Here is a 14,727-nt window from a genome sequence, read left to right as displayed (position 1 = left end):
CCATAATAAGCCTCGCTTGCGGGCAAAAAAGAGCCGGGAATCCGGCGTTTCCGCGACATTAGTACAGGGTAATGGCGGCATGGCGAAAAAACCTACCACAACCAAGAACTTTGACAGCGACGTCGCCAGGGAACTCGAGGAGGCGCTCGATTTCGACTTGAGCGCGGGGGCCGACGATCTCGATATCGCGGCCTCGATGGAGGATCTGGAAGCGCAGATTTCGCAGGCAGCCGACGAGCTTGCGCGCGAAGGCCGCGCCGAAAGCAACACCCAGGCAGCAGCCAGCAGCGCGCCGTCAACATCGACTCCAGCGCCGGCAAGCGCAGCATCGACATCGGCTCCAGCGCCGGCAAATGAAGATGTCCCCGCTTCGACCTGGTTTCGTCCAGCCAACGACCAGCCGAACGGTTTTGCGCCTGCCAATGACGACCGCCAGAAGGACTACCGCAGCCTCCTGCAAGGGATGAACCGCCGTTCGTCCAACGCCATCTATTGGGTGGTGGCGGTCCTGTCGTTGCTGTGGATTGCCGGCGGCGTGCTGTTTGGGCGTATGTTGACGCCGAACCTTCTGGATATCCGTTCGGTCGAGCAGCTCGTCGCGACGCCGAACGCCGTCCTGCTGGCTGTCGCCACGATCGTTCCCGTCATCCTGTTCTGGGGTTTCGCGGTGATGATCCGGCGCGCCCAGGACATGCGGCTGGCCGCGCAATCCATGACCGAAGTCGCCTTCCGCCTGGCTGAACCCGAGAACATGGCGCAAGACCGCGTCATGACGGTCGGACAGGCCGTCCGCCGCGAAGTCGCGGCGATGGGCGAAGGCATCGAGCGCACGCTTGCGCGCGCCGTCGAGCTGGAGACGCTTGTCCACACCGAAGTCAACCAGATCGAACGCTCCTATACGGAGAACGAAGCTCGGATCCGCTCGCTCGTCGACGGGCTTGGCAGCGAGCGCGAAGCCGTCGTTACCCATGCGGAGCGGGTCCGCGCCTCGATCGCCGGTGCGCATGAGACGCTGAAGGACCAGCTCGGCTCGGCGAGCGATTCCATACGCGACAGCATTCTCGGCGCTTCGACGCAACTGACGATGACGATCGCCAATTCCGGCGACACGCTGATCGACCGCATCAATGAGAGCGGCATGTCGATCTTCGATTCGCTAGACAGCCGCCTGCATACGATCAGCGATCGCATCTCGACATCGGGCGAGGCTTTCGCCAGCCTGCTCGACACGCGCATCGCCAAGCTGACGCAGACTTCCGACGATGTGACGCGCTCGCTGAGTGATCTCCTGGACGAGCGCACTTCCGGAATGGTCTCGCTGCTCGGCGGGGCGGCGAAATCCCTGAATGCCGACCTTGAGGCCAGCCTGCAGGGAATCGAGCGCACCCTTGCCGAACGCGGCCAGGGACTGATCAGCGAGTTCAACACACGGGCCGAAGCGCTCGACCTCGGCACGCAGAAGCTCAACGCGGCGCTCGAGGCCCGCGCCCGCCAGATAAACGACACGCTGGTCGAGCGGGCCCGCGACATCGCCACCACTTTCAGCGACGGCAAGCAGACGCTTTCCGAACTGATCGAACAGGGCCGCGAGCGGATCGGCGCCGAGATGACCAACATCGTCACCTCGACCTCCTCCATGCTCGAAGCGCGCGCCAGTGATTTCGCAGGACGGCTGGAACAGGCGGGCAACGTAGTATCTCGCGCCTTCGACGCCGACATCGAGCGGCTGGGCGAAGCCCGTGCCGGCATCGAACAGGCCGTCGAGGAGAATTCACGCCGGCTCGCCGAGAGCCGCGACCGCATGGCGGACGCGATCCATGCCGATCTGGCGAAATTCGTCGAGAGCCGCGCCGACATCGACCAGGCTGTAGGCGCGCAGGTGCACAAGCTTGCCGAAGGCCGTGAGATGATCTCGCGGGCGCTGGAGGAGGATCTGCGCAAGATCAACGAACAGCGCGCCACGATCGACGCCGAACTCGGAAGCCAACTGGAAAGGCTGGCGGAAGGCCGCAATAGCCTCGCCCGCGCGCTCACGGAAGATTCGCAGAAACTGGCGCAAACCCGCGCCGGCATTGACGAAATGGTCACCAGCCATATCGGCAAGCTGGTCGAAGGCCGCAGCATCCTGTCGCGCGCACTGGAATCCGATCTCAGCAAGCTGCAGGAAAGCCGCTCTGGCATCGACGGACTGGTCGCCGGCCAGGTCGAAAAGCTCGCCGAGGGGCGCGATATCCTGCGCCGCGCGCTCGAAGCCGATCTCAGCAGGCTTTCGGAAGTCCGGTCCAACATCGACGGCCTCGTCGCCAGCCAGGTCGAAAGGATAGCCGAAGGCAGGCAAATCCTTTCGCAGGCACTCGAAGACGACATTGCAAGGGTCGAGGGCATGGTCGCCGGCCAGGTCGAGAAGATCACGGAAGGCCGCAACCTGCTGACGCAAGCACTGGAAGCGGACTTGCAGAAGGTCGCCGAGACCCGTGCAGGCATCGACGAGATCGTCGCCGGCCACATCGGCAAGCTGGCCGAGGGGCGCAATATTCTTTCACAGGCGCTCGAAGCCGACCTCGCCAGCATCGACGGCCTGGTCAAGGCGCAGATGGAGAAGATCGCGCAGGATCGCAGCGTGCTGTCGCGGGCGCTCGAAGACGACTTCGCAAGCATCGACGGACTTGTTGCCGGCCAGGCGGACAAGCTCGCGCAGGGCCGCGAAACGCTCAAGCGGGCGCTCGAGGAGGATCTCTCCAGCATCGACGAATTGCTGGCCGGCCATGCCCAGAGGTTCGTCGAGGGCCGCGAGATGCTTTCGCGCCGCCTGGAGGATGATCTGAACAAGCTGGCCGAGAGCCGCGCCGGCATAGACGGGCTAGTCGCCGGGCAGGTGGAGAAGCTCGCCGAGGGCCGCGACATCCTGCGGCGTGCGCTCCAAGCCGACCTGAACAAGCTGGCCGAAAGCCGCGCCGGCATCGACGGGCTGGTCGCCGGACAGGTGGAAAAGCTCGCCGAAGGCCGCAACATCCTGTCGCGGGCGCTCGAAGCCGACCTGCAAAAGGTCGCGCAGAGCCGCGCCGGCATCGACGAGGTCGTGGCGGCGCATGTCGGCAAGCTGGCCGAAGGCCGCGACGCCCTGGCGCGTGCGCTTGAAGAGGATCTTGAAAGGCTCACCTCTGCACGGCAGGAGATCGATCAGGCCATTTCGGGCCATATCGAAACCATCGCCGGCAAGAGCAACGTCATCTCCGACGCGCTCGCAGCCGACATCGAGAAGATCGAGGAAGCGTTCCAGCGCCAGACCGGCATCATCGAGGAACGTACCGGCACAATGGAGCGTGCGCTTTCGAATGGCGTCGACAATGTGCGCCTGGTTCTCGAAAAGAGCGCCGTCGTCGTCGCTGGCGCGCTGCGGGAAAAGGTTCTCGAAGTCACTGCGGCGCTGCACGAAGAGGCCGGCAAGGCCTTCACGGACGCCGACCGGCAAATCGCCGAACGCGCCGAGCAGACTTCCGCGGCACTTCTGGCACGCGCCAACGACATCAGCCAGGTGTTCGAGGAAGCCGACCGGCGCCTCACCGCCCGCACCGGCGAGACGGCCGAGAGCCTGTCCGCCCGCGCCGAGGACATTGCCCGGACGTTCGAACAGGCGGATCAGCGGCTGGTGGCACGCGCAGTGGAAACGGCATCTACGCTTGCCGCCCGCGCCGGAGACATTCTGCGCAACTTCGACGACGCAGACCAGCGGCTCGGGGCGCGCATCGGCGAATCCGCCGAAGCGCTTGCTGCTCGCGCAACCGAACTCGGCAGCATATTCCAGTCGGTCGACGAGAAGCTTGCCGCCCGGATTGCCGAGGGGGCGGAAGCGCTCGGTTCCCGCGCGGCTGAACTCGGGGGTGTGTTCGATCAAGCCGACCAGAAGCTCGCCGCGCGTATCTCCGAAGGCTCCGAAGCCATCGGGTCGCGTGCGATCGAGATCGTCCGCACATTCGAGGATGCCGACCAGCGTCTTATCGCCCGTGTCGGAGAAACCGCCGACACGCTTGCCGGCAGGGCCATCGAGATCGGCCGCGTCTTCACCGACGCCGACCAGCAGCTTGCCGCCCGGATCAGCGACAGCTCGGCCACCATCGGCCAGCATGCCGCCGGCATCGCCGACGCGTTCGCCAACACAGAACAGCGCGTCATTGCGCGCGCGCTGCAGACCTCGAAGGAGCTGGACGCCCGTGCCCGCGCCATCGAGGAAGCGCTCGCCGGCGCCGACGAGAAGCTAGCGCAGGGCGCGGAGGCAGCCGCAGCACGCGTCGGCCAGCATGTGGCGGATGCCGAGATCAGGCTTTCGTCCAGCGCCGAAGCGGCTGCCGCAAAGGTCGGCACGCATATCGCCGATGTCGAAAACCGCCTCGCCTACAGCGCCGAGGCCATGGGCCAGAAGCTCAGCGAGCAGATCAGCCAGGCGGAAACGCAGCTCGTGTCGCGCGCCAATGTGATCGCCGAAACGTTCACCGCCGTCGGCCAGCATATCGGCCAGAGCACGAACGAGGCGGCTCGCACCATCGGCGCCAACACGCGCGAGCTGAACTCGATGCTGGCGGAGCGGTCGGCCGAGATCACCCGCATTCTCGACGAAGCCGGCCGGCCGCTCGCCGAGCGCCTGGCGGAAGGCGGCGGCGAGCTGCAGAAAAGCCTCGAGCAGGCGACGGAGCAGGCTGCCGAACGCCTGCGCGCCGAGAACGCGTCGTTGGTCAATGCGCTCGCCAGCCGCACCGCAGAAACGCTGTCGGCGGTCGAGGGCGCACGCTCGACGCTTGCCGAAGGTGTGAACAGCCTGATCGGAAAGCTCACCGATTCGAGTGCACAGCTCGGCGCGCTGATCGACGCGGCGGCAGGCAACCTGTCGGCTGTCGACGAACGCCTGACCGGCAGCACGCAGAGCTTCGCAGCGACCACGGAAAAGGCCGCGATGACCTTTGCAAGCTCCGCAAGGCTGGTCGATTCCAACACGTCGCGCCTCACCGAGCTGTCTTCCAACACGCTGAAGGAAGTTGCCTCCATCGCCACCAAGTTCGACGAGCACAGCCGTCTTCTGTCCGGCGCGTCGGAGCTGTTGAGCTCGGCTCAGAGCAATCTCGAGCATACGCTGGAGAGGCAGTCCTCGCTCGAAGATCTGGCCGTCGGCCTGGTCAAGAAGTCGGAAGACCTGGAGCGCATCATGCAGTCCTTCGAGGATTTGGTCGGCAAGGCGCTGGAAAAGGCCGAGGACCGCACCCTCGCCTCGACCGACAAGATCCGCTCTGCCATCTCTGAAGTGGTGGAATCGGCCACGAAGCGCTTCGCCGAAGCGACCGAGGACATGCGGCGCACCGCCGGCTCGATCAGGCAGGACCTGGAGTCCACCCGCGCAGAGCTGAAGCGCGGCGTACTCGACATGCCCGAAGAAGCCAAGCAGTCGACGACGGCCATCCGCCGCGCCGTGACGGAACAGATCAACGCGCTGAAGGAACTTTCGGATATCGTTGCGAAATCCGGCCGCACGGTCGACGTTTCAGAACCCCGCCCGGCGCAACGGCCCGCGCCGCAGGCACCTGCGCCGCGTGCCCCCGAACCACCGCGTCGCGCCGCCCCGGCACAGGCGCCGGAGCGCCCGGCGGACGTGCAGAGGCCGCGCGAAAACGGCCGTGCGACGCAGCCCGGCGGCTGGGTGCGCGACCTGCTCAGCGGAGCCTCGCGTGAGGACGCGCAGACGGCCGTGGTAGAGACCGCCCCGCGCGGCGCCACCAATCCGCGTTCGCCCGCCCATGTCGTGGAATCGCTGAACTCGCTGTCGGTAGACATCGCGCGTGCGATCGACCACGAGGCGTCGATCGAGTTGTGGGACCGTTACCGGCGCGGCGAACGCGACGTGTTCACGCGCCGCCTCTACACGCTGAAAGGCCAGCAGACCTTTGACGAGATCCGCCGCAAATACCAGACGGAGAGTGAATTCCGCGCAGCGGTCGACCGCTATTGCGACGATTTCGAGAAGCTCCTGAAAGACGTCTCGCGCAACGACCGCGACAATGTCATCGCGCAGACCTACCTTACCTCGGATACCGGCAAGGTCTACACCATGCTTGCCCATGCCGGCGGCCGGCTGCGGTAGCGGCTCGCTTAAGCAGAAACAAAAAGGGCGGGAAATTCCCGCCCTTTTTCGTTTGGATTACCCAACCACCCGGTCAGATTTGCGTATCGGCCCATTCCAGGATTTCGGCCGCCACCGAGCCGAAGGCCTGGTCGAGCGCGGCGACATAGGCCTCGTTGCCGCTGCCCGAAACCGGGGCGTTCGCCACGAAACTGCGGGAGGCGCGAACCGTGCCGTTGCGGTCGTTCAGCAATTTCACGAAGATCTCGACATTGGCGCGGCCACCGCCGTCGACGCGCACGTCGAAGGCGCGGATCTCGGCAAGAATCTGATAGTCGATTGCTAGCCCCTCGCCCGGCTTGCCGACGCCGCCAAAGCCGCCAGAACGCTGGAAGGTCTCGGCGAGCCGCGCCTGCACGATGCGCGGCAGGCGGTCGGCCCATTGCGCGCCCCTGAGGAACTGGATGGTGGCGGGAGACGGCTTGATGACGATATTCTGGCCGTCAAGCGCCTTCAGGGCGGAGGGTTCGGCCACGAGAATCTGGATGCGGCTGCGCCTGGCCTTCGACTGCAATTGCGGCGCCGACAGTTCGAATGTGTCGAGGGAGGGCGGCGCGCCCCCCGGCAAGAGCGCGCAGCCCGACAGCAGGAAAGCCGCCGCCACCCCGGCAATAAACTGATTTGGCTTCACCCTCTACCCTGCCCGTCACACTGTTTAACCACCCCCGAAAAGTCTGCAACTTTTCGGGGCCAAGCTTAAATCTGTCGCAACCCCCGGATAACCGATTCTTTCTTGCTGCGCGCCGTCTGCGAAGTCAACGCCGCGCCCTTCCGTCATACTGGCGCACAGTCCCCTCGCCGCCCGTGATGATACGCTGCGGATTGCGTTCGAGATCGGTGATCGCCTGCTCGATCCTGGTGATCGAACGGCGGCCGTCCTGCACCAGCGCCTCGACGTCGCGCAGGCCCTGGCCGGAGAAACGAGCAAGCCCGTCGGTGATCGTGCCCAGCCTGGAATTCAGCGTTTCGGCGACCTGGCGGAACGCCTTCAGCGTCTCGCTCGCATCGACCATCAGGCCCTCCGCCTCGCCCGAACCAAGAAGCTTGTCGACCTTCACCAGAATGCCGTCGACCCGCACCGAAGCATCGTTCAGACGTCCGGTCAGTTGCCTGGCGTCGCTGATCATCCGGTCGATGTCGTCGGCCCGCCTGCCGAATTTGTCGGTGACCTTGGCGACGTCGGCGGCAGCCGTCCTGGCGTCGCGGCTCGCGACCTCGATGTTGGACAGAGAGGTGCGGACCTTCGCCGGGTCGACCGCTTCGAGGATGCCGTCGGCCTTGGCCAACGCATCGCTGCCTCGCTCGGCGAATTGGTCGATCGTGCCGACCGCCTTGTCCACCCGCTTCACGACGGCGTCGAACTGCGTGCTGGTTTCGCTCAGATTCTTGGTGAAGGTTTCGACATTGGCGACGATCTGGGTGACCTTTTGCCGGTCCACGGAATTCAGGAGATCCTCGGCAGCCCGCAGCGTGCCGTCGAGCTTGCCGGAGACGCCCGCCAGCTCCTCGGAAAGCTTGGAGACGCTTTCCAGGAACTTGTCGACGCCGTCGGCATTACGCGCCAGCGCGTCCGAGAATGTGCGAGTGTTCTCGACCGTCTTCGTCAACGGCCCCCGGACATCTTGGGCAAAGCCTTCGAGTTCGGAGAGCACGGTGTCGGCGCGCTTGAAAATGTCCTGGGCGGTCTGGAGAAGGTTGGTGACCGCGGACGGGTCGGCCGTGATCTCCGCCACCGTGCCGTTCGCCTCCGCCTCGTCGAGCAGGTTCGGTTCCTGCAGATCGGCGCCCCTCATCTCGATATTGGCCTGCCCGGTCAGGCCGGCAATGCCGATAACGGCCCGGGTCGATCTGGTGATCGGCGTCAGCCGGTCGATCTCGGTGTCGGCGATAGCGACGCTGGGATTGAGCACGTCGATGTAGACACGCCGGACATCGCCCACCTTGACGCCGTTGAACAGCACGGCGCTGCCGCTGCCCAGTCCGGACGCAGAGCCCGGAATGCGCACACGCAGCTCGGCCGTTTCACCCCGGTCGCCGATCGCCGCGGTCCAATAGACGAAGGCGAACGCCGCCACGATGGCCGCGAGCGTGAAAATTCCGACAATGACGTAATTTGCTTTGGTTTCCATCGGCGGTTCTGATTTCTATTCCCTGGCGGCAAGATCGAGTTGCCGCGCCCGCTTGCCGCGAAAGTAGGATTTCACCCACGGTTCTTCGCTGGCCAGCATATCTTCAATGGTCCCCTGGACCAGCACCTTCTTGTTGCCCAGAACCGCGACGCGGTCGCACACCGAGAACAGGCTGTCGAGATCGTGGGTGACCATGTAGACGGTCAGCCCCATCGTGTCGCGCAGCTTTGCGACCAGTTCGTCGAACTCGGCGGCGCCGATCGGATCGAGGCCGGAGGTCGGTTCGTCGAGGAAAACGATGTCGGGATCAAGCGCCAGCGCCCGCGCCAGCGCGGCGCGCTTGATCATGCCGCCCGAAAGCTCCGACGGGAATTTGATGGCCGCGTCGCGCGGCAGGCCGACAAGCTCGATCTTGAGGAGAGCCAATTCGTCCATCAGCTTCTTGGGCAGGTCGAGATATTCCCGCATCGGAACCTGCACGTTCTCCTGCACGGTGAGCGCTGAAAACAGCGCGCCATGCTGGAACAGGACCCCGAGCCGCATGTCGAGCCTCATGCGTTCGGATTCGCTCGCCTTGTCCACATTGACGCCGAACAGACGGATCGTGCCCGAGCGCTTCCTGGTGAGGCCAAGAATGGCCCGCAGCAGCACCGACTTACCCGAACCCGAGGCTCCGACGAACCCAAGTATTTCGCCGCGCCTGATGTCGAGCGAGAGTTTGTCGAGAACGATCTTGTCGTCGAATCCTACGGTTATGTCGCGCACCGAGAGCACGATTTCGCTCTCGCCGGCGGCGCGGGCGTTCGGTTCAGCGGCAAGTTCGGCCTGGTCGCTCATGGCCACCCTAAAAATCGATCGCAGCGAAGAATATGGCGAACATGCCGTCCAGAATGACGACAACGAAGATCGACTTGACCACCGAAGCGGTGACGTGCCGGCCGAGCGACTCCGCGCTGCCGCCGACCTGCAGGCCCTCGACGGCAGCCAGGACGCCAATGACCATTGCCATGAACGGCGCCTTTATCAGTCCGACGGCGATGGTGCTGACATCGATGGCGCTGCGCAGGCGGTCGATGAAGGCGGCCGGCGCAATATCGGAATAGAACCAGGAAACCAGGATAGCGCCGCCCAACGCCGCGAAATTGGCTGCGACCGTAAGGCAGGGCAAAGCTATCACCAACGCAACAAGGCGCGGAAACACCAGGACGCCGACAGGGTTGAGGCCGATGACCGTCAGCGCATCGACTTCCTCGCGCATCTTCATCGAGCCGATCTCGGCAGTGATGGCGCTGCCGGAGCGGCCGGCGATCATGATCGCGGTCATCAGCACGCCGAGTTCACGCAGCACCAGGATACCGACTAGGTCGACGACGAAGATGTCCGCGCCGAAATAGCGCAATTGCAGCGCGCCCTGCTGCGCGACGATCGCGCCGACGATAGCCGACATCAGCACCACAACCGGAATGGCCCCGACGCCCATCCGGTCGATCTGATTGAAAATGGCTGCGGGATTGATGCTGTGTCCGCGCCCGAGCTTCATCTGCCCGCCGCGAATGGTGGCGCCGAGAATACCCATCGACGCCAGAAAATCGTCGCGGCCGGCATAGACGGCGCGGCCGAGCAGTTCCAGCAGGCGAATGATGATGTTCGGCGGTTTGGGCTGTGTTACGTCGTGCTCCCTGTGCGAAGCGTCGCTCACCGCATCGAGCAGCACGGAACCGGCCTCGCTCTGGCCGCGAATGCTGGTCTCGACGCCGTTTTGGGCGAGCGAGGTCATCAGCCGATCGATCAGCCACGCACCGGCGGTATCCAGCTTCTCGACCTTGGAGAGGTCGAGAACCATGGCGCGGCCTCGCGTTTTCCGCTCGATCTTGCGCATTTCCGCGTCGACGAGGGCCACGGTGCGGGTCGTCCATGCGCCAGACAGCGCGTAGTGGAGCACACCGTCTTGCTCCGTCTCCGCGATGCGGGGACGGGAATTGTCGGCTGGCGCGCCGCTTGATTCCCTGGTGGCGTTGGTCAACATGCGCCCTGTATTAGCCCGACGAGCGGGTTCTGTCATTTCGCGTCAGATACTTAGCCCCGAAACCGGAGCAGAAATATATGCAGCGTGACCTTTTAGTCGAGTCGCAGCGTTTCCCGATCGCCGGCACGTTTACCATCTCGCGCGGATCGAAGACGGAGGCGGAAGTAATCTGCTGCATGATCAGCGAGGGCCATTTTTCGGGGCGCGGCGAATGCGTGCCCTACCGTCGGTACGGCGAGACCATGGAGAGCGTGATCGCGGCTATCGAGGTCGTCCGCGGCGATCTCGCCAACAGGATGGACCGCGGCGGATTGCTCCGGGCGATGCCGGCTGGCGCCGCTCGCAACGCACTCGATTGCGCGTTGTGGGATCTCGAAGCGAAGATGTCGGGCAAGCCTGCACATACCGGCGTCTGCGCCGCGCCGCGCGCGATCACTACTGCATATACGCTGTCGCTCGGCACGCCGGAGGCCATGGCCGCGCAGGCTGCGGCCAATGCGGCGCGGCCGCTGCTCAAGGTGAAGATCGGCGGCGAGAACGACATAGAGCGCATCCGCGCCGTGGTGGCCGCCGCCCCCAACAGCAAGATCATCCTCGACGCTAATGAAGGCTGGACCGACGACAATATCGAGGCGAATCTAGCCGCTGCCGCCGAGCTTGGCATCGCGCTGATCGAGCAGCCGCTGCCCGCCGGCCAGGACGAGATCCTGCGCCGTATCGACCATGCTGTGCCGATCTGCGCGGACGAGAGCGTCCACGAGGCCGCCGATCTCGAAAAGCTGAGGGGCCTCTATGATGCGGTGAATATCAAGCTCGACAAGGCGGGCGGCCTGACCGCCGCCATCCTGCTGCGCAACAAGGCCCGCGAACTCGGCCTGTCCATCATGGTCGGCTGCATGGTCGGTACGTCGCTGGCCATGGCGCCGGCCGTGCTTCTGGCGCAGGACGCGGATTTCGTTGATCTCGACGGGCCGCTGCTTCTGGCACGCGACCGCTCGCCGGGGCTGGTCTATCAAGGCTCGATCGTTTCACCGCCCGAGCCGGCGCTCTGGGGCTGAGTGAGCCGCAAGCGCAATCAGCCCGATTCCCGCAACCGCGAAGACGGCCATGACGAAGAAGCCGCCGACACCGAAGGCGGCATAGAGCGGCCCCGACAGCAAGGTGGCCGCGGCCATGGAAAAGCCGTTGGCGAAGAAGGCGATGCCTTGCGCGGCGCCCGTGCGTTCCTCCGCGACCGTTTCGGCGATCAGCTTCTGGACGCCGAGCAGGATGAGCCCGGTGGAAACCGCATGCAGCGTCTGGATCGCGAAAAAACCGGCGACGCCGAGGCCGAGCGGCCAGATCAGCGGATAGAGAAGCCAGCGAACGGTCGCGGCAAGGCCCGCCGCGACGAGCAGCGCCGGAGCGGAAACCTTTCCGAAAACGCGGGTGAAGACCAGGAACATGCAGACCTCGGCGACCACCGCCCAGGCCCACAGCAACCCGATGAGGGTGTCGCCAAGGCCGCTCGACTTCCAGTAGATCGACACGAAGGTGAAGAGAAAGCCGTGGCTGGCGTTGATGACGCCGGCTCCAGCCACGAACAGCAGGAAATAGCGGTTGAGCAGCTTGGGCGCCGAATCCTGCAGGTCGGCCGCCGACAATGGCGAGGCGCGCCGCGGCCGGCCCAGCCGAGGCGCAAAGAGCGCCGCCAGCAGTGTCCCGCAAAGGCCGATCGAGATCATCGCCGGAACAGCGTCGGCGCTGGTCATTGCCAGAACGACACCGCCGCCGAGATTGGCGCAGAGAAAGGCAACTGATCCCCAGATGCGCATATTGGCATAGTTGGAGCGGAAGCGCCGGACCCCGGAGAGCGCCAGCGAATCGGCAAGCGGTGAATGCGGCGTCCACACCACGGTCAGCGCCAGCGACACGCCGAGCACGACGACATAGGTCGGCTCGAGGAAATAGCCGGCCGAAAGTACGAGCGCGGCCGCGGCCAGCGCGATCAGAACGTTGGCGCGATCCTTGGCCTCGTCCGCCAATGCCGTGATGAAGGGCGTGGTGACGACGCGCGAGAACATCGGCGCCGACAGGATGATGGCGATCTGTGCGGCGTCGAACCCTTTTGCTTCAAGCCAGAGCGGGAAATACGGCAGATGCACGCCGAGCGGAATGAACAGCGCTGCGAAGATCAGGCTGATGCGCAGTTCGAAGCGGCGCGGCTTGATCTGTTGCTCGGGGGAAAGCGGCGGAAGAGACATAAGCGGGAAAGTCCGGCGGGCGCGACTTAGACGAAGGGGCCCCGCCGCATCATGCGCGCCTTAGCATGGCCATCCATGCCGGAGAACCGCCTGGACCAATCAATTGAACCCGTCGATGGCGGATCAGGCTGCCTTGACGGTCTCGCTGTCGATGACGACCGGCACGAAACCCGCATCGCCGGCGCGGACCGCGGCGCGCATCTGCGGCCAGTGCAGGATTTCCATCCTGCCGTCGAAATGCTCGACAACCGCCGTGCAGCTTTCCACCCAGTCGCCAGTGTTGATATATCGGATGTCATCAAACTGTTCGATGACCGCGTGGTGGATGTGGCCGCAGATGACGCCATCGACCTCCGAGCGGCGCGCCTCCTCGGTCAGCACCTCCTGGAACGCGCCGATGAAATTGACCGCCTTCTTGACCTTGACCTTGGCCCAGGACGAGAACGACCAGTAAGGCATGCCGAACAGCCGCCTGAAGCGGGCGACGACCCGGTTGACCATGATCGCGGCGTCATAGGCCTTGTCGCCGAGATAGGCGAGCCAGCGCACATTGTGCACCACAGTGTCGAACTGGTCGCCATGGATGATGAGGTACCGCTTGCCGTCGGCGCTTTCGTGGATGGCGCGGTCGGCAACGACGATGCCGCCGAAATGCACGCCCTGGAACATGCGCAGGAATTCGTCGTGATTTCCGGCGATATAAGTGATCTGCACACCCTTGCGCGCCTGGCGCAGCAGCTTCTGGACGACGTCATTGTGGAGTTGCGGCCAGTGCCAGGAGCGCCGGAGCCGCCAGCCGTCGACGATATCGCCGACCAGATAGATGGTCTCGGCTTCGTGCCAGCGGAGAAAGTCTATTAGGAACTCGGCCTTGGCCGCTTTCGAACCGAGATGGACGTCGGAAATGAAAAGCGTGCGGAAGCTGCGGGGTTTTTCGCCGGACATCGGATTCTGACCGTTTATCTCGGCCCGCCTATGCCGCGATTCATGCAACAGGCGTATGACGGTTGCGATCGGCCCGGCCCACGCGATAGGTTGGCCGCCAAACAGCCCAACGAAGGAATCGTCTATGGATCTCGGCATTCGAGGAAAAAAGGCCATCGTCTGCGCATCGAGCCGCGGCCTCGGCAAGGGTTGCGCCATGGCGCTGGCCGAAGCGGGCTGCGATCTCGTGGTTAACGGCCGCGATGCCGCGACTTTGGCGAAAACGGCCACGGAGATTCGCGAGCGTTTCGGCGTGCAAGTTACTGAAATCGTTGGCGATGTTGCCGATCCTGCGATCCAGAAGGCTCTGCTCGCCACCTGCCCGGAGCCGGACATACTGGTCAACAACAATGGCGGCCCGCCCTTCCGCGATTTTCGCGAACTCGACCGCGAGGCGATCGTCAAGGGCGTGACCAACAACATGATCGCGCCGATCGAACTTATCCAGGCAGTGCTCGACGGTATGGCCGCGCGCGGCTTCGGCCGCATCGTGAATATCACCTCGCTGTCGGTCTATGTGCCGATCCCCGGGCTTGACCTTTCGTCGGGCGCGCGGGCCGGCCTGACCTCGTTCCTGGCCGGCGTGGCGCGAACGGTGGCGGACAAAAACGTCACGATAAACAACATGTTGCCTGGCAAACTTGACACGGACAGATTGCGTCCTGCGCACGAAATCGGCACACCGGAGGAGCCGGCGGCGGCCGCCGCCCGTAAGGCCAAAGCCTCGGCCAGCATTCCAGCCAAGCGTTTGGGAACGCCGGAGGAATTCGGCCAGATCTGCGCGTTTCTGTGCTCCGTCCATGCCGGCTACCTGACCGGACAGAACATTCCGGTCGACGGCGGGCTTTATGTCAGCGCATTCTGATTTCATTGAACTTTTCCGCCTCGGCGGGGATAGAAACGGCCCGGGCGAAAATGGCGGCACGAAAAATGAATAGCGATAACAACGATATGGCCCGTTCGGACCTTGAAGACGCCGCACTTTATTTCCACAAACACCCGACTCCCGGCAAATTGGAGATCCAGGCGACGAAGCCGCTGGGAAACCAGCGCGACCTGGCGCTGGCCTATTCGCCGGGCGTCGCCGCCCCCTGCCTCGCGATAAGAGACGATCCGGCGACCGCCGCCGACTACACGGCGCGCGCCAATCTTGTGGCGGTAATCTCCAACGGCTCTGCC

At 64.5% G+C, this 14,727-nt stretch carries 9 protein-coding genes and 1 pseudogene; 4 read left to right on the top strand and 6 right to left on the bottom strand.

What is annotated here, in order from left to right; translation table 11 throughout:
- The first annotated feature begins 79 nt into the window (after positions 1-79).
- Positions 80-6,127, top strand: coding sequence for an apolipoprotein A-IV repeat region-like domain-containing protein (locus G6N73_RS15740; RefSeq protein WP_165029174.1), 6,048 nt, complete (start codon positions 80-82; stop codon positions 6,125-6,127).
- 73 nt (positions 6,128-6,200) lie between these two features.
- Here the strand turns inward: G6N73_RS15740 and G6N73_RS15735 are convergent, their stop codons facing one another.
- The 4 genes from G6N73_RS15735 to G6N73_RS15720 all read right to left on the bottom strand — a co-directional run bounded on the left by G6N73_RS15735 (position 6,201) and on the right by G6N73_RS15720 (position 10,321).
- Positions 6,201-6,797 (bottom strand): ABC-type transport auxiliary lipoprotein family protein, encoded by a 597-nt coding sequence (locus G6N73_RS15735; protein ID WP_165029172.1) that lies wholly within the window; start codon positions 6,795-6,797, stop codon positions 6,201-6,203.
- A 124-nt stretch (positions 6,798-6,921) separates the two neighbouring features.
- The gene (locus G6N73_RS15730; RefSeq protein ID WP_165029170.1) at positions 6,922-8,295 is read right to left on the bottom strand and encodes an MlaD family protein; all 1,374 of its coding nucleotides are present in this window, start codon (positions 8,293-8,295) and stop codon (positions 6,922-6,924) included.
- 15 nt (positions 8,296-8,310) lie between these two features.
- Positions 8,311-9,132: an ABC transporter ATP-binding protein gene (locus G6N73_RS15725; protein WP_165029168.1), complete on the bottom strand. Its 822-nt coding sequence runs from the start codon at positions 9,130-9,132 to the stop codon at positions 8,311-8,313.
- A gap of 7 nt (positions 9,133-9,139) precedes the next feature.
- Entirely contained in the window at positions 9,140-10,321 is a 1,182-nt protein-coding gene (locus G6N73_RS15720) for an ABC transporter permease (RefSeq protein WP_165029166.1), read from the bottom strand.
- A 77-nt stretch (positions 10,322-10,398) separates the two neighbouring features.
- Between G6N73_RS15720 and dgcA the strand changes: the two genes are divergently transcribed.
- On the top strand, positions 10,399-11,379 hold the full coding sequence (gene dgcA / locus G6N73_RS15715) for an N-acetyl-D-Glu racemase DgcA (protein ID WP_165029164.1): 981 nt from the start codon (positions 10,399-10,401) through the stop codon (positions 11,377-11,379).
- On the opposite strand, the gene G6N73_RS15710 is transcribed toward dgcA, so the two are convergent.
- Positions 11,350-12,564, bottom strand: a complete 1,215-nt coding sequence (locus G6N73_RS15710; RefSeq protein ID WP_165029162.1) for an MFS transporter — start codon at positions 12,562-12,564, stop codon at positions 11,350-11,352. The genes dgcA and G6N73_RS15710 overlap by 30 nt on opposite strands.
- Positions 12,565-12,687: 123 nt before the next feature.
- Positions 12,688-13,509, bottom strand: coding sequence for a UDP-2,3-diacylglucosamine diphosphatase (locus G6N73_RS15705; RefSeq protein ID WP_165029160.1), 822 nt, complete (start codon positions 13,507-13,509; stop codon positions 12,688-12,690).
- 124 nt (positions 13,510-13,633) lie between these two features.
- Between G6N73_RS15705 and G6N73_RS15700 the strand changes: the two genes are divergently transcribed.
- Both G6N73_RS15700 and G6N73_RS15695 read left to right on the top strand, forming a co-directional pair.
- Positions 13,634-14,413 carry an SDR family oxidoreductase gene (locus G6N73_RS15700; protein WP_165029158.1) on the top strand — a complete coding sequence of 260 codons (780 nt, stop codon included), beginning with the start codon at positions 13,634-13,636 and terminating at the stop codon, positions 14,411-14,413.
- 65 nt (positions 14,414-14,478) lie between these two features.
- Positions 14,479-14,727 (top strand): annotated as a pseudogene (locus G6N73_RS15695) (NADP-dependent malic enzyme); the annotation flags it as partial.

The sequence above is a fragment of the Allomesorhizobium camelthorni genome, from assembly GCF_011045125.1.
Classification (GTDB): domain Bacteria; phylum Pseudomonadota; class Alphaproteobacteria; order Rhizobiales; family Rhizobiaceae; genus Allomesorhizobium; species Allomesorhizobium camelthorni.
Note: the sequence above shows the minus strand (reverse complement) of the source record. Positions and strands in the feature narration are given on the sequence as shown.